Here is a 16,276-nt window from a genome sequence, read left to right as displayed (position 1 = left end):
CGAGTACTTATCAACAGTGGTTATATTTTCATTGTTGGATTCAATCCGATAAGTCCAGCTTTTATAGGCAAAATATTGCCAAAATATCAAACTACATTACCATGGAACGGGCAGTTTTTTATGCCCTCAAGAGTTAAAGATTGGCTTGGTTTACTAGGATACAAAGTATTAGCAGATGAACGTTTAATGTATCATTCGTTATTAGGTCAACGCGGGCTCAACATACCGAATCAACTCCGCAAATCTCAACAAGCTCCTTTGTGGCAAAAAAGTATCGCCAATTGGCTACCCAGTACCGGCAGTGTTTACTTAATAGTGGCTCGAAAAATGACGGTACCACTTACACCGATTAAAGATAAATCGAAGGTAAAAGCTCCTAAATGGTCAACCGCGCCATCAGCTGGTCGTACTGGGTTAACTCACATTCCGAATGTCGATGCCAAGACAGTAAACTAATCAAAATAATAATAAATAAAATCAACTCTGTTTAAGAGACCAGATCCCTAAGCCAAAATTAGAACATTTAAGCTATTCCATATCAAAATATCATTTTTGCTAGCAAGGATTATTGACGGGTCAGTAACCAGCCTATTACAAGTCAATGGAACCCAGTTGGTGGAGCAAAGGGATGTTTGATAATCCGTCATTATCCGTAACCTGGGTTAAAAAGCTAGGGCCTAACTATTAAGGTTTATAGCCAGTATCAACTTGTTGAGGTTTAGCTTCAGCAGCTTTACGTGCCAATACGTCACAACGTTCATTTTCAATATGGCCTGCATGGCCTTTTACCCAGCGCCAGTCAATCTTGTGTAATTGGCTTACTGCATCTAAACGTTTCCATAAGTCGACATTTTTGACCGGTTGCTTGGTTGAGGTTATCCAGCCCTTTTTCTTCCAACCATGGATCCAAGTCATAATACCTTGGCGCATGTACTGGCTATCGCTGGTTAAAATAATATTACAAGGTTCGTATAAGGTTTCTAATGCGATAATCGGGGCTAACAGTTCCATACGATTATTGGTTGTTAATGAGAATCCATCGGCCATTTCATGTTGCTGATGTTTATATTTCATTACCACACCATAACCGCCTGGTCCTGGATTTCCTAAGCAAGAGCCATCAGTAAAAATATACAGCTGTTTGTGTTCGGCCATCAAGTTGGTACCATAGCGAAATATTCGCGCCAGTATACTCAATTTATACAAAGGCGAGGGCTGAATGAGTAAAAAATATGAACATTATTTCTAGTGCAAGTCGTCAAGTAATTCTCGATACCGAAACAACGGGTATGAACCAAGCTGGTGGACCGATTTATGTGGGCCATCGCATTATTGAAATTGGTTGTGTTGAAGTGATTAATCGTCGCTTAACGGGTCGAACTTATCATCAATATATTAATCCTGGTCAAGCCATTGATGAAGAGGCAATTCAAGTTCATGGTATTACTAATGACCGTGTGGCCAACGAACCTCGCTTTCATCAAATAGCCAAAGATTTTATCGATTTTATTGATGGCGCTGAAATTGTGGCTCATAACGCAAACTTTGACGTGAGCTTTATGGACCATGAGTTTTCAAAACTTAATCCAATAGGGCCGAAAACCAAAGAAATTTGCAGTATTCTCGACAGTTTGGCCATTGCAAAGCGTCTTCATCCTGGGCAAAAAAATAACCTAGATGCATTGTGTCGACGTTATGGAATCGATAATGGTCGCCGTACTTATCACGGTGCATTACTCGATGCGGAAATTCTTGCTGATGTTTATTTAATCATGACAGGTGGACAAATTAAGTTTAATTTGTCCAATGAAAAAGCGGGTCAAGAAGGTGGCGGAATAAAAAATATCGATCCGACGGCGTTTAATCTTAAAGTCGTTGGTGCATCTGCCGATGAAATACTATTACACGAACAACGACTTGATCTCATTGCGAAGTCAGGTAAATGTCTCTGGAGAGGGTAAACCAACCTTTATGAGTGCCACTCGCGCCGGTTATCTTGCTATTTCATGTTTATTGTTGATGAGTCTTGTCTTAGTTTGGCAACCTAGTGCCCAAGCTGCAATGGTCATCGCATCGCAAGCTGCAGAACTTAAAAATCGTTTTCGAATCGATCATATGGTGGATCATTTAACCTTAGTGGTCCAACGAAGTTATGGTTCTGCTCCTGTAGTGGTGATTTTGCCCGATGGCAGTAAATGGTACTCAACTCGTCATCCTCAAACTGTAAAGTGGGTAGATGGTATTGCTGCCGATATGATTTATATCGAAAAACCGATGGCAGGGCCTTGGCAGTTATTAGGTAGTGTAGTTGAAGGGTCTTCAATCAAAAAAATATCTGCATTAGATATTGCAGTAGAACCTTTTCCTCAACCACTTTATCAAGGTGAAAGGTTAAAAGTTACAGCAAGACTCATGGGTGATAATTTAACCATGAGAATGCCAGGTTTAGAGTATATGGTCGAGTGGACTGCTCGTTTTACCAGTGAGCATCTTCCTACTGACGATAATTTCGCAACCGGTACCATTATCGTTGGTGCCTATAAAGATAATGGTGAATTGTTAGACGAAGTCCCTGATGATGGCATATTTACCGGAAACCATAATTTACAACAACCTACGGGCCATTATGTACTCAATGTTATCGCCCGCAATAATGTTTTTGAGCGTGAATATGTGCTGCCTTTTGAGCTTTCACCGCAACCAATAAAAGTGAAAATGGTGCCCAATAGCGACCCACTAAAAGGCATTTGGCAGATACAATTAACAGTTGATGAGTCTGTGGTGCAATTAACAGAAACCCATTTTGAATTTGATTTAGTCGGCCCTGCTGGGTTGTTACTGCCTATTACTCTGCAAACGATGACCAGTGCAGATCAAATTCTATATTTACCTAAAGTGACTGAGTTTGGCAGTTATCGCGTTAAAGGTAGTGTGGTTTCTACGACGATTGATGGCCGAGAAATTGTGCTTAATTTACCTGAAATGTTTTTTAATTTAGTTGAGCCTCCAGCTCCAGCACCAACAGTTGAAGAGCTTGCTGAAAAAGCGGCTATTCAAGCAGAAATCGAAGAGCAAGTAGCGAAAGACAATGCAATGTTTTGGTTTATTACCATAAATGGCGTGCTATTTTTAGTTGGTATTATTGGTTTGGTGATATGGCGCAAAAAACAAACGCTGGCAAAGGCGATGGCTGCGGCAGAAGAAAGATTAAAGCAAAACCCTATTAATGAGGATAAACCCAAAGATAGCATCCTAGAAAGTGTCGACTTAGATGATATTGATTTGAGTATGCCAGATGATAAAAACTAACCTACTGAAGTGAGAGCTTTTTGTACAAAAACTTGATAATTGTACAATTTTTAACTAAATGAACCAAAACAATTAAAAAACAGTTGACGATTAATTATCACAACTTTATTATTCATCGCACTTGTGTGGAGCGGTAGTTCAGTTGGTTAGAATACCGGCCTGTCACGCCGGGGGTCGCGGGTTCGAGTCCCGTCCGCTCCGCCATTCAAGTGACTGTTTACACTTAATAAAATAGCTAATATTTAGAATGTTATTGTTTTCTTAAGTGTATACAAACCGTTTTGGAGCGGTAGTTCAGTTGGTTAGAATACCGGCCTGTCACGCCGGGGGTCGCGGGTTCGAGTCCCGTCCGCTCCGCCAAATAAGAAAAAAGCCTCTACAGCAATGTAGGGGCTTTTTTCTGTTCAAAAATCAACAGAATGTGTTATTCAGCCTAGAAATGAAGTGAGTTGGCGTTATAGTTAGCCAGAAATGCCTGCCAGATTACCTGATTAAAATATTCTCATGTTATTTAATCAGAGAACAAATACAAACCGGCCTGTCACGCCGGAGGTCGCGGGTTCACTGTTTCAACATCAGCGTCCGCTCCGCCAAATAAGATGAAAGCCTCTACAGCAATGCAGAGGCTTTTTTCTGTTAAAAAATCAACAGAATGTGTTATTCAGCCTAGAAATGAAGTGAGTTGGCGTTATAGTTAGCCAGAAATGCCTGCCAGATTACCTGATTAAAATATTCTCATGTTATTTAATCAGGAACAAATACAAACCGGCCTGTCACGCCGGAGGTCGCGGGTTCACTGTTTCAACATCAACGTCCGCTCCGCCAAATAAGATGAAAGCCTCTACAGCAATGCAGAGGCTTTTTTCTGTTCAAAAATCAACAGAATTAGTGTTTACTGCCTAGAAATGAAGTGAGTTGGCGTTATAGTTTGACCAGTAATGTGGTACATATTACTGGTCATATGCATTGTTACTTATCGGTGATTAATCAGAATGCATAACTGACATTCAATTCCAGTGAACGACCTGCACCAGCAATTTGTTTGAAACCATTACTGCTATCACTTTTGTATTCGGCAATACTGACACCGCCTAGAGGCAGTTGATAATATACATCGAGTAGGTTTTTAACTGCAATTGTCATTGTTACATCTTGCCATTGGATACTGCTGCTTAAGTTAAGCAGCGAATAACTGTCAGTTGTGTTTTCTAAACGCTGATCATCTACGCGGTCTTTATTGGCCACCCACTGCCAGCTGATACTATTTTGCCAATCGCCTAGCTGTTGTTGTAAAGCTAGCTCGGTTTGCAAAGGTTTTATTTGATACAGCGGTAGGTCATTGTCATCTCTTTCGCCGCGCGTGGCACTGATATTAGCGTTAATGAGCCATTTACCACTGTGGTTTTCTGCTAGTTGATATTCAGCATCTATGCGAGCACCAAACAAGGTAGCGTCCACATTTGTAAACTGTAAAATATTACGACTATTACCATCAATGTTTGAGCGGTTAAAGTTGCTGACCACATTAGCGTCAATATAATCGTTTATGTCGCTATACCAAGCCGTTGCATTAAATGCTAAATCATCTTGTACTAGCTTGTAAGCCACACTTAATGTGTGTGCCGTTTCTGCACTAAGGTCAGGGTTACCAATATAGCCGTTCCCATCACCATACCAACCAATCATGGTCGTCGCCATGGTGCTATGGCCCCAGCTGTAGCGCTCATACAAATTTGGCGCACGACTCTTTCTGGCTAAGCCAAGCTCTATCACTTCAGTGTCACTCAATTGATAACGAGCTAGAAGAGTTGCGTCGATGATATTGTCATTGCGCTTACGATAAAGGTCATTAAACTCATCTGCGGCCATGGCATTAACATTTGTCATGCCCATCATACTCATGGTGTTATATGGTTGAACCTCGCCTGTGCTGGTTGATACGTATTCATAACGAATACCTGCTGACATCCACCAACGCTTATTAAGTGTTTGTTGCCATTCACCATAGACTGCAGCACGTTTGCGTTCGCCATCATTGATATTGATGTAGTCATTGGGTCCCATCATGGCTGCCCCTTCAATCGCTGGCCATATATCGTCAAGTTGATAAACATAATATTCTTGGCCAATCAACAACGTGCTGTCTGAGCTGATTGGTAGTAGCCAATGCAGTTGGTAACTGTAATCTTTCCCCTTAGTTTCCATTGGCATCTTGCCAATTTTTTCATCGCTAAAGAAACCCATCTCATGCTCGACACTGTGCCAATTGGCTTGGGCAGTGAAATTGCCATCGTTTTCAAGAGTGCGTTGATAACGGACTAATGCGCCATAACTGTCATTATTAGTCATGTCCATGTACTGGTTAGCAAATCCTTGAAAGGGGATATGTTGGTGAGTTAGTTTGACTGCAACTTGTTGAACCTCATCTTGCCATGCGGCTGTCAAAGCGTGATTTTGTGATTGATACAAAGTATCTAATACTTTATCGCCATTGCCATCGGTGTAACTGTTTGCGTCTTCAAAAGCCCCTTGATAACTAAAACTTAGCGTATTGCTAGCTGCAGTAGTATTTACGCCTGCGAGAAAGGCGTCGTTAGTGCTTCGATAACCACTAGACGCATTGCCACTGTGCCATATCACAGTGTCGCTATTGGTAAATACAGGGTTTAAGCTAGTGACTTTAATCACACCAGCAATGTTATCGCCACCTGCGCTAACCGGAGATACACCAGCAACCACTTGCGTCGAACTAATTTGATTTGCTGACACATAAGAAAGTGGCGGGTTCATGTGGTTTGCACATGATGAGGTAATATCACTGCCATCAATGAGCACCTTAATGCGATCGCCCATCATGCCATTTAAAATCGGTAATGCTGATACGCCACCCGCTTCAGAAAAGTCTACTCCTTGCTTTTTAAGTAAGCTTTGGGCTGAGCCGAGTAAGTCTTTGTTAGTCGTGTTTTGTCCATGTACTTCAACCCGCTCAATATCTTCACTATTTTGCTTATCATACTGTTCAGCCATCACTTGAGGTGTAATAGCAAACATTACAGCCAATGAAATTGATGAGTAAACCCATGGGTAATTAGTATTTAATTTAATGGTTTGGATTGCTTTATTTGCCAACGTCATCACCTTTATTGTTATTTTATCAACCTTTGATGAATATATTTCAAAGGTATTTATTAGTTTTTTTAAATTATAACCTGCTAATAAATAAGATGAATGCGACATAGTGTCGCACCTTGATAAATACCTGTCTGTGGTGATGGATGAACCATGGGGATATCAATAACACAGCATTAGTTTCTGGTATGTGGATTGATAATATTTGGATATATAGAATGTTTTAGTACTTGTTATTTGGCTAAAATCTTGTCTATACTGCGTGACATCTTGTCGGAGTGCCATTATGGCTGAGACCGTTTATTCGGGATCCGTTGAACCTGATCAGGCTAGAACCTGCGAAGGAAACAAGCGTAATAATCATGATTATTGGGAAGCTAAATAACGTATTAACAAGACCGAATATGGACGTTTACCGCAGAGTTTTTTATCGGTTTATATATCCAGTTAAGTTATTACATTAGTCTTTTTCTATGTGATTATTGACGTAAGCAATAGTATTTTTATTGTTTACTGCTGCTATCAACACCTCTCCAGACAAGCAACTCTACTCTTAATATTGAGGTTGCTAATGTCAAATCCAAACCGTCGTCAAACTCGAGCTAACGCTCAACAATTTATTGATACCCTTAAACCGTTACAACATCCTAATTCTGAAAAAGTCTATTTAACGGGTAGTCGAGCTGATATCAAGGTCGCTATGCGTCAGGTTAATCAAACTGATACCGTCATTGGCGGCACTGATGCAAAACCCATTAAACAAGCCAATCCGCCAATTATGGTTTATGACTGCGCGGGTGCTTATTCTGATCCCCTTGCCGATATTAATGTGCGTGAAGGCTTACCTAAAATCCGTCAAGCATGGATTGATGAGCGACAAGATACCGAGCAATTAACCGGTGCAAGTTCGGGTTTTACCCAACAACGGCTGGCCGACGATGGACTCGATCATTTACGATTTGACGCTCTTGTCGCGCCTAAACGTGCCAAGAAGGGCAAATGCGTGACCCAAATGTATTATGCTCGCCAAGGTATTATTACCCCTGAAATGGAATACATTGCCATTCGTGAAAACATGGCTCTTGCTGAAGTAACCGACACCGTGTTGACTCAAAAAGCGCCTGGTGAGGCTTTTGGCGCGCATATTGGGCAACTTATCACTCCTGAGTTTGTCCGCGATGAAGTCGCCCGAGGTCGAGCAATTATTCCGCTGAATATTAACCATCCTGAAACCGAACCTATGATTATTGGGCGTAATTTTTTGGTGAAGGTGAATGCCAATATTGGTAATTCGGCGGTGACATCTTCGATTGAAGAAGAAGTTGAAAAACTCGTGTGGTCAACCCGTTGGGGTGCAGATACGGTCATGGATTTGTCGACCGGACGTTATATCCATGAAACGCGTGAGTGGCTTATCCGTAATTCTCCAGTGCCAATTGGTACCGTGCCGATTTATCAAGCATTAGAAAAGGTTAATGGCGTTGCCGAAGACCTCAGTTGGGCGGTATTTAGAGATACATTGATTGAACAAGCCGAGCAGGGCGTAGATTATTTTACGATTCATGCTGGGGTGTTATTGCGTTATGTACCCATGACCGCCAAACGCCTTACCGGTATTGTGTCGCGTGGCGGTTCAATTATGGCTAAGTGGTGTTTAAGCCACCATCAAGAAAGTTTCTTATACGAACACTTTCGTGATATTTGCCAGATTTGCGCTCAATACGATGTGTCGTTGTCGTTAGGCGATGGTATGCGCCCAGGTTCAATTGCTGATGCCAACGATGAAGCACAATTTGCGGAATTAGAAACCCTAGGTGAATTGGTCAAAATTGCATGGGAATATGATGTGCAAACCATCATCGAAGGCCCTGGTCATGTGCCAATGCAATTGATTAAAGTCAATATGGAAAAGCAATTGGCCCTTTGTGACGAAGCACCATTTTATACCTTAGGCCCACAAACAACCGATATTGCGCCGGGCTATGATCACTTCACCTCAGGCATCGGCGCAGCCATGATGGCTTGGTACGGCGTGGCGATGTTGTGTTACGTCACCCCTAAAGAACACTTAGGTTTGCCTAACAAAGGAGATGTAAAACAAGGCTTAATTGCCTACAAGATTGCAGCCCATGCTGCTGATGTCGCTAAAGGTCATCCAGGTGCACAAGTACGTGATAATGCATTATCAAAAGCCCGCTTTGAATTCCGTTGGGAAGATCAATATAACCTAGGTCTTGATCCTGATACCGCTCGTGCTTACCACGACGAATCGTTACCACAAGAATCAGCCAAAGTGGCTCATTTTTGCTCAATGTGTGGGCCTAAATTCTGTTCGATGAAAATAACCCACGAAGTGCGTGAATATGCCGCGAATCTTGAACAAGCTGAAGCACTTAAGATTGAAGTATCTTCGGCTAGTGCTTATCAAACCCAACATACGGTTGAAACCATTAATCCGTCCGCAGCGATGGCGCAAAAATCGGCGGAGTTCAAAGCATCGGGCTCGGCGCTTTATCACGACGTCAAACCAGCAGCACAAGTTGATACCGACTTAACAGTTGAGGTTGAATAATCGCCATGAATTCATCGACATTTGTCAGTGGATCCATAACGCAAATCCCACCCATTGTCTGGACTATAGCCGGTTCAGACAGTGGTGGTGGGGCGGGGATTCAAGCTGATTTACTCACCATGCAAGACTTGTCGTGTCACGGGTGTAGCGTGATAACCACATTAACCGCACAAAACTCAGTCAGTGTCAGCCTTGTTGAAACCGTTTCTGAATCCATGTTACTGGCTCAGTTCAGCAGTTTACTCGCGGATTTGCCGCCAGTGGCGATTAAAATTGGTCTGCTTGCATCCCAAGCACAGGTGGACATATTAGCTGGCTGTTTAGCTCAAATGCGTGCTACTCAGATGATGGTACCTTTTGTGGTGCTTGATCCTGTCATGGTCGCCAGTAGTGGTGCAAACTTTAATCCTATCGATCTCGATTTTAGTCCTCTCATTGGCTTAATCGATTTACTAACGCCTAATCAGCACGAATTGAAACGTTTATGTTCTCAGTCTGCTTTAGTGCAAGATTGTGATGATGTCGACAACAATGGTTCTCAGCAACAGCAACAACAGCAAATGATCTGTGACGCTAAAGGGTTATCGGATAAATTTAAATGCCATGTGTTCGCCAAAGGCGGTGATGCTCAGTGGCAGCAACAAGATGCAATAGATGTATATGTGAGTAAAAACGTTAAAGGTGCCAGTATTACACACAGTAATGCGGTGTTTATGCTAAGTAGCCAGCGGATAGCAACGACTAATAATCATGGCAGTGGTTGCACATTATCATCTGCAATAGCGTGTTTTATTGCCCATGAGTTCGTTATTCATGATGCTATTGTGCTGGCAAAAGCCTACGTCAATAAGGGACTCACCTTAGGCGTAAGCCTTGGTCAAGGACCTGGTGTATTAGCCCGTACTGGTTGGCCTGATGGTTTAGGCATGATGCCATCAATCAAGTTGGTATCTTCTGAGCATCTCGCTGATGATTCGTGCAAGCAAGCTGCACCGAATAGTTTTAAATCGCTGCATCAACCCTTGGGGATTTATCCTGTTGTAGCTGATATCGATATGCTTAAACAATTGTTAAAAGCGGGCTGTAAGACGGTTCAATATCGTGCCAAGTTAGCTATTAATATCGATACTGATGACAGCCATATATTAGAACGATTAACACTCGAAGCTAATATCATTGAGGCCATCAAACTCGGTCGCGAATTTCATGTTCAGTTGTTTATTAATGATCATTGGCAACTGGCGGTTAAACACGGTGCGTTTGGGGTTCATTTAGGCCAAGAAGACATCGCCACGGCAGATTTAAGCGCGATAGCGGCAGCTGGAATGGCGTTAGGCTTATCGAGTCACAGTTATTTTGAAGCCTTGCTAGCCCACCAATGTTCGCCTTCATATATTGCTCTTGGGCATATTTTTGCTACCACGACCAAGCAAATGCCTTCCGCGCCTCAAGGGCTCAGCAAACTTAAACGTTATGCCAGTTTATTTGCGCGCCATTATCCGACAGTCGCTATTGGCGGGATAGATCTCAGTAATTTGGAGTTTATTGCTGCTACAGGCGTTGGTGATGTCGCCGTTGTAAGAGCGGTGACTACTGCTGACGATCCGGCGAAGGCTTATCGAACTTTGCATCATAAATGGTTGCAGCTTACCCGACCTTTACCTAAAGCGAATTTATCTCAGGAGGGCGTATGAGTACATTATCTGATCGGGATTATATTCAGTATTCGCGCACCATGTTACTGAGCGATATTGGAGAGGCAGGGCAGCTTGCGATTATGAATAGCGCTGTAGTGATCATCGGTGTCGGAGGCTTAGGGCATTTAGTGGCGCATTATCTAGCTGCCGCGGGTGTTCAGCAAATACTGTTAATTGATCATGATGTGGTGGAATTATCCAATCTTCCAAGGCAACTCCTGTTCAGGGCATCTGATATTGGCCAAGCAAAAGTCAACATTGCAAAAAGTGTACTGAGTGATGCTTACCCTCAAATCAATATCGACGTGTTGGCACAGTCCATTACATCAGCGCACTTTATGCAGCTTGTTAAACGATTTACGGTAAAACCTGTAGTGTTTGATTGCACAGATAATGTCAGGGCGAGGCAACTGATAAACCAACTGTGTTTACAGCATCAGTTAACCTTAGTTAGTGGTGCCATTAGTGCATATCAGGGGCAATTATTTTGTATTGATTTTTCCTGCCCACGTTCACACAGCGGTTGCTATTGTTGCTTATATCCACTTAAAACCCCCATTATGCAAAATTGTACTCAAGCTGGCGTGTTTGGACCCGCCGTGGGCATTATCGCCAGTATGCAAGCGCTGGTGGGGCTTCAGCACATCTGCAATACCTTTACGCAATACGGTGTTTTACATCGATTTAATGCTCAGGATTTACGTTGGCAGTATGCCAACATGAGTCAAGACCCACAGTGTGAAGTGTGTCATCAATATCCATTTACTGATCATCAGGAGCGGTCTAATGACACAAACTGATCCCCATGGGGTAATAACCCTGCACCTCAATGGTGTCGAGCAAATAGTTCGGGCTAATTTGAATTTGGCTGAACTACTTATACTCAGCGATTTACCCACTCAAGGAGTGGCCATTGTGGTCAACGATACTGTTGTGCCTCGAAGTCGTTGGATGCATGCAGTGTGTCAAGCCGATGACAATATAACCGTCTTTTCTGCCGTTGCTGGAGGTTAATGATGTTAACGATAGCCGATCATCAATTTTCGTCTCGGTTACTCACCGGAACAGGAAAATTTTCAAATCACAATACAATGTTACAAGCGATAGCAAGTTCTGGGTCGCAGTTAGTCACCTTAGCGATGAAGCGAATTGATTTGACTCGCGGCCATGACAATTTACTCGGTCCTTTGCAAAGTATGGGGGTTAAATTATTACCCAATACTGCTGGCGCGCGTAATGCCAAAGAAGCTATTTTTGCCGCTGAACTCGCTTATGAAATGCTGGGCACTAAATGGATTAAACTTGAAATTCATCCCGATCCTAAATACCTCATGCCCGATCCTATTGAAACATTAATAGCGGCTCAACACTTATGCGAGAAAGGCTATATTGTCATGCCTTATGTGCATGCCGATCCAGTATTGTGTCGGCGCTTAGAAGAAGTAGGTTGCGCTGCGGTTATGCCACTCGGCAGTCCAATAGGCAGTAATCAAGGCTTATCGACGGAAACATTCTTAAGCATTATTATTGAACAGGCTAATATTCCGGTAATAGTAGATGCCGGAATTGGTGCACCTTCACAAGCTTGTAGAGCTATGGAAATGGGCGCAGCAGCAGTATTGGTAAATACCGCGATTGCAAGTAGTGCCAATCCCCAACAAATGGCTAAATGTTTTGCTGATGCGGTTGCCACAGGAAGACAAGCTTATCTTGCTGGATTAGGGGCCGTGAACAACCATGCTAACGCGACCAGTCCTTTGACCGGATTCTTGTCAGAACCATCAATCAATTCACTTGCAAAGTCAGTGAATCGTAAGGGGGGCTAGCATGACGTATTCAAGCGTATTTTCGCAATTAGCCCCCGATGCGTTATCGATGAAGCTGTATTCGACTACCGCCAAAGAGGTTGAGCGGGCTTTGAAAAATCCAAGCGGTAATATTGATAGTTTGTTGGCATTATTATCGCCTGCCGCAATGGCATATATTGAACCGATGGCGCAGCAAGCTGCTCAGCTGACACGGCAGCGATTTGGTGCCAATATCGGTCTTTTCTTACCCTTATATTTATCAAACTTATGCGCCAACGAGTGCGATTATTGTGGCTTTAGTATGAGTAACAAGGTCAAGCGTAAAACCCTTAATAGTGATGAACTAGCAGCCGAAATGGCGATTATTAAACAACGAGGCTTTGATTCGATATTATTAGTGTCTGGTGAGCATGAAACTAAAGTCGGAATGGGGTATTTTGAGTCGGTGTTACCGTTAGTTAGCAAGTCTTTTAATTTCGTGGCAATGGAAGTTCAACCATTGGAGACTGATCAGTATCAGCGTCTTGGCAAACTAGGTGTTGATGCCGTTATGGTATACCAAGAAACCTATCGTGCTCATACTTATGCTCAGCATCATACTCGCGGTAAAAAACAAGATTTTATCTATCGTTTAGATACCCCAGACAGAGTTGCTCAAGCGGGAATTGACAAAATTGGTCTAGGTGTATTACTTGGGTTAGATGATTGGCGACTAGATGCATTGTTAATGGGGCATCATCTTGATTATTTGGAAAAAACCTATTGGCGCAGTCGCTACAGTATTTCATTACCTCGTTTACGTCCGTGTACTGGTGGTATTACACCAAAAGTTGAATTAACCGATGCAGGATTAGTGCAAATGATCTGTGCGTTTAGATTGTTTAACTCTCAACTTGAAATCAGTTTATCCACGCGAGAGTTACCATCATTGAGGGATAATTTACTGCTATTAGGGATTACCCACATGAGTGCAGGAAGCTCAACTCAACCTGGTGGTTATATGGCACCAGACAGCCAACTTGATCAATTTGAAATCAGTGATAACCGCTCTGTTGAACACGTAATTTCACAAATGAAATTACGTGGGATGAATCCAGTATGGAAAGATTGGGAGATGGGTTGGGTTAACGGCTAACTTTTGTTTGAAAACTGTACATATTAGTCAGTTTAGGCCATACTAAACTGACTTTTTTGAAATCAGGAGCGGTATTATGCAAGTTCAATCAGCCTACGCGTCAGGTATGCAGGGATTGCAAAGTGCTCAACAAGGTTTAGCGCAAGCAACAACATCTGTTGCAATGCCAGATCAACAAAAACCTGCGGTGCCAAATACATCGGCACAAGATACTGTGACCTTAAGTTCTCGTGCTGTTGGGCAAACTGACACCACATCTGCTTTAGTGTCTGCGACTGAATCATCCAACCAAGCTCAAGCATCTGCTAAAGTGATTGAAGTGGCTTCTGAGACTGTTGGTAGTTTGATTGATATTGAAGTGTAATCATGAATGCGGCGATGGTTTCTGCTAACACTGGGTCAGTTAATAATACTGCCCAACTTAACCACCGCAATTCATTATCCACGCCACAAGCTCAACCGGCATCGGCTAAAGTGATAGATGCCCAATCTGCAATAATCCATTCAAATCATGTAACAAACAGTTCAGTAAAAAGCAGTTCGCTCAAATCTAGCCCAATTCAAACTACGGTCACATCCGCTTTTAAAGCGTCAGTAGACTTTAAATCCAATTTTAGTACGGATACTGATACTCATCAGAATGCTCCGTCGTCTAATTCTGTTTCTGCAGATCCATTCAATAGTTACAGCTTAAAAAGCGGTCCACTTAATCTGACTGGCGTATTAAATCGTTCACCTACTCAAACCCAGGCCATTGATGCTGTTGTTGCAGGGCCATTTGTGAGTACAGATACACCAGCCAGAGTGAGCAACGGTGAAGTTGTTAATGCTCAGCAGCCAGCAGTGAATATCTTTAATCAGCCATCCGATACTTCTGCTGCAGAAACAAATGCTTCAGCTATTGAAACAAATAATACTGCACGAAACACATCTGTGGATAAATCGGCAGTCATTGCTGACCCTCAAGCATCAATACGTCAAGATGACACCGCAAGTCGACAAGTTGAGCAACAGGTAAAAGATAAACAACAGCAAATAGAACAAGCTGAAACTAAACAGAATGAGCAACTTGCACAGCGCGATACCGAAGTTAAAATCCACGAACAAGCCCACGCAGCAGTGGGAGGCAGTTTGGCGCAAAGCCCAAGCTATCAATATGAAAAAGGCCCCGATGGGCGACGTTATGCCGTGGATGGTGAGGTCAATATCGATGTATCAACCGTTGATGGTGACGCCCAAGCGACATTAACTAAAATGCAAAAAGTGTACGCCGCAGCAATGGCTCCTGTACAACCGTCTATGGCTGATATCCGCGTCGCGGCGCAAGCATTGCAAAACATGAATGAAGCAAAGAAAGAGTTAATAACAAATAATTCAGATTCTTTGCCATCTACAACAACGAATAATTCCATCACTCCAAATAGTCAAATGTTAACCCATTCCTCTTTAAATTCTGACGATTCAACTAGTCAGTATCTACCTTCAGCAGAACGTTATCCTCAACAGAATCAATCCATCGAAATCTACGTGTAATATTTTGTCTACGTATCTTCAGTATTCATTCAACACTGACGAGTTCGATAATTTAGCGATACTACGTAATGTGAACTAGGGATAACAAACGCCTTTAAAATAACTCTTTGCCTTACTAGGCAGCATTGAATCAGTTTGTAATCGGTCAGTTATTGAACCAGTGATGACCCTTTAGGGGACTCGTCTAGTGTGTAAAATGTGGTTAATCTCTAAGGTGTGATTATATTTTGCTCTATTATCCCAAGTTATGACTATTAATCTCAACTCGTGTTAAGAGGTGAGATATAAAAGAAAAATTGCAATATTCGTTCTATTTAATATCAAACTTGTCATTTTTTACTAACAAGCAGTATCAGCGCTTCAATAGTTAGGCTATTGTAAATCAATGCAGCACAGTTGATGAGGTAAGCGTATGTTTAAAAGCTATTTTTATTCTGTTCTGAGGTTTGCAGCTTAATCATAGTTTGGCTGAATGCATCTTAGTATTACAAGCAGAATCATAACTTTCCATGTTCCATTTCACTATCATATTGTCAGATGACCTGATTAATATCCATATAAGGTACTTAATTGGAAGTGCAGGGTATAGAGATTCACGAGACTTGCAGAAAGATAAGGATTCACGAACATGACAAGATGATGTTCTATGTAGAAGCAGACTTTAATATGTCGCCATATTTATTCAACATCTACAACACCAAATTTAAGTGAAATTCTTATATTGATAATTAACCATTAAAAGCTAAGTTATGCTGTTTCAAAATTAAACTTTCTAGTAATTTACTAGCAGGGCCTTGCTGATCACGATTAGGGACAACCAGATTTAATATCGTTTTTCGATTATTACCTCCACGCAAATGCAGGCGAATGAGTTGTTTATTTTGCAGTTCTTGCAGTACAACAAAGTTCGGGATCCAACAAAAACCAATATTGCGCGCTAAAATGGATTTTGCTTCATGAAAGTTAGAAACCGTCCAACGTTGTTCCGCTTTAAGCCAACCAATATCATTGGTTGCATTTATTCCGGTATCTTTAATCACAATTTGCAGATGTTGGGCTAATTGCTTGTCATCATCAATGCGTTCTAATTGCG

The 16,276-nt window shown here is 42.1% G+C and carries 13 protein-coding genes, 2 tRNA genes, 1 pseudogene and 1 riboswitch; of the genes and pseudogenes, 13 read left to right on the top strand and 3 right to left on the bottom strand.

Annotation, left to right across the window (positions count from 1 at the left end; genetic code table 11):
* Positions 1-456 (top strand): annotated as a pseudogene (locus H5202_RS09460) (methyltransferase type 11); the annotation flags it as partial.
* 228 nt (positions 457-684) lie between these two features.
* Here the strand turns inward: H5202_RS09460 and rnhA are convergent.
* Positions 685-1,155: a ribonuclease HI gene (gene rnhA / locus H5202_RS09455; RefSeq protein WP_182771852.1), complete on the bottom strand. Its 471-nt coding sequence runs from the start codon at positions 1,153-1,155 to the stop codon at positions 685-687.
* A gap of 77 nt (positions 1,156-1,232) precedes the next feature.
* Between rnhA and dnaQ the strand changes: the two genes are divergently transcribed.
* The 4 genes from dnaQ (at position 1,233) to H5202_RS09435 (ending at position 3,669) form a co-directional block, all read left to right on the top strand.
* A complete protein-coding gene (dnaQ, locus tag H5202_RS09450) occupies positions 1,233-1,961 on the top strand; it encodes a DNA polymerase III subunit epsilon (protein WP_182771851.1) in 729 nt (242 codons plus the stop codon).
* A gap of 58 nt (positions 1,962-2,019) precedes the next feature.
* Complete coding sequence (locus H5202_RS09445) at positions 2,020-3,309, top strand: TIGR03503 family protein (protein ID WP_259397255.1); 1,290 nt, start codon at positions 2,020-2,022, stop codon at positions 3,307-3,309.
* 127 nt (positions 3,310-3,436) lie between these two features.
* A tRNA-Asp gene (locus tag H5202_RS09440) sits at positions 3,437-3,513 on the top strand.
* Between the two features lie 79 nt (positions 3,514-3,592).
* A tRNA-Asp gene (locus tag H5202_RS09435) sits at positions 3,593-3,669 on the top strand.
* A 627-nt stretch (positions 3,670-4,296) separates the two neighbouring features.
* On the opposite strand, the gene H5202_RS09430 is transcribed toward H5202_RS09435, so the two are convergent.
* Positions 4,297-6,444: a TonB-dependent receptor plug domain-containing protein gene (locus H5202_RS09430; protein ID WP_182771855.1), complete on the bottom strand. Its 2,148-nt coding sequence runs from the start codon at positions 6,442-6,444 to the stop codon at positions 4,297-4,299.
* A 258-nt stretch (positions 6,445-6,702) separates the two neighbouring features.
* Positions 6,703-6,802: riboswitch (TPP riboswitch) on the top strand.
* A 207-nt stretch (positions 6,803-7,009) separates the two neighbouring features.
* Here H5202_RS09430 and thiC point away from each other — a divergent pair.
* The 8 genes from thiC (at position 7,010) to H5202_RS09390 (ending at position 15,183) form a co-directional block, all read left to right on the top strand.
* Positions 7,010-9,010, top strand: coding sequence for a phosphomethylpyrimidine synthase ThiC (gene thiC, locus H5202_RS09425; RefSeq protein WP_182771849.1), 2,001 nt, complete (start codon positions 7,010-7,012; stop codon positions 9,008-9,010).
* Between the two features lie 5 nt (positions 9,011-9,015).
* A complete protein-coding gene (locus H5202_RS09420) occupies positions 9,016-10,704 on the top strand; it encodes a bifunctional hydroxymethylpyrimidine kinase/phosphomethylpyrimidine kinase (protein ID WP_182771848.1) in 1,689 nt (562 codons plus the stop codon).
* The gene (locus H5202_RS09415; protein WP_182771847.1) at positions 10,701-11,507 is read left to right on the top strand and encodes a HesA/MoeB/ThiF family protein; all 807 of its coding nucleotides are present in this window, start codon (positions 10,701-10,703) and stop codon (positions 11,505-11,507) included. Before H5202_RS09420 ends, H5202_RS09415 begins: the two co-directional genes overlap by 4 nt.
* Complete coding sequence (thiS, locus tag H5202_RS09410) at positions 11,494-11,721, top strand: sulfur carrier protein ThiS (RefSeq protein ID WP_182771846.1); 228 nt, start codon at positions 11,494-11,496, stop codon at positions 11,719-11,721. Before H5202_RS09415 ends, thiS begins: the two co-directional genes overlap by 14 nt.
* 2 nt (positions 11,722-11,723) lie before the next feature.
* Positions 11,724-12,533, top strand: coding sequence for a thiazole synthase (locus H5202_RS09405; RefSeq protein ID WP_182771854.1), 810 nt, complete (start codon positions 11,724-11,726; stop codon positions 12,531-12,533).
* A gap of 1 nt (position 12,534) precedes the next feature.
* Positions 12,535-13,650: a 2-iminoacetate synthase ThiH gene (thiH, locus tag H5202_RS09400; RefSeq protein ID WP_182771845.1), complete on the top strand. Its 1,116-nt coding sequence runs from the start codon at positions 12,535-12,537 to the stop codon at positions 13,648-13,650.
* Between the two features lie 76 nt (positions 13,651-13,726).
* A complete protein-coding gene (locus H5202_RS09395; protein ID WP_182771844.1) occupies positions 13,727-14,014 on the top strand; it encodes a chemotaxis protein in 288 nt (95 codons plus the stop codon).
* A 2-nt stretch (positions 14,015-14,016) separates the two neighbouring features.
* Positions 14,017-15,183: a putative metalloprotease CJM1_0395 family protein gene (locus H5202_RS09390; protein ID WP_182771843.1), complete on the top strand. Its 1,167-nt coding sequence runs from the start codon at positions 14,017-14,019 to the stop codon at positions 15,181-15,183.
* 728 nt (positions 15,184-15,911) lie between these two features.
* On the opposite strand, the gene H5202_RS09385 is transcribed toward H5202_RS09390, so the two are convergent.
* On the bottom strand, positions 15,912-16,276 hold a 365-nt coding region (locus tag H5202_RS09385), incomplete at its 5' end, for a LysR substrate-binding domain-containing protein (protein WP_259397254.1).

It is taken from the genome of Shewanella sp. SG41-4 (assembly GCF_014164505.1).
GTDB lineage: Bacteria > Pseudomonadota > Gammaproteobacteria > Enterobacterales > Shewanellaceae > Shewanella.
Note: the sequence above shows the minus strand (reverse complement) of the source record. Positions and strands in the feature narration are given on the sequence as shown.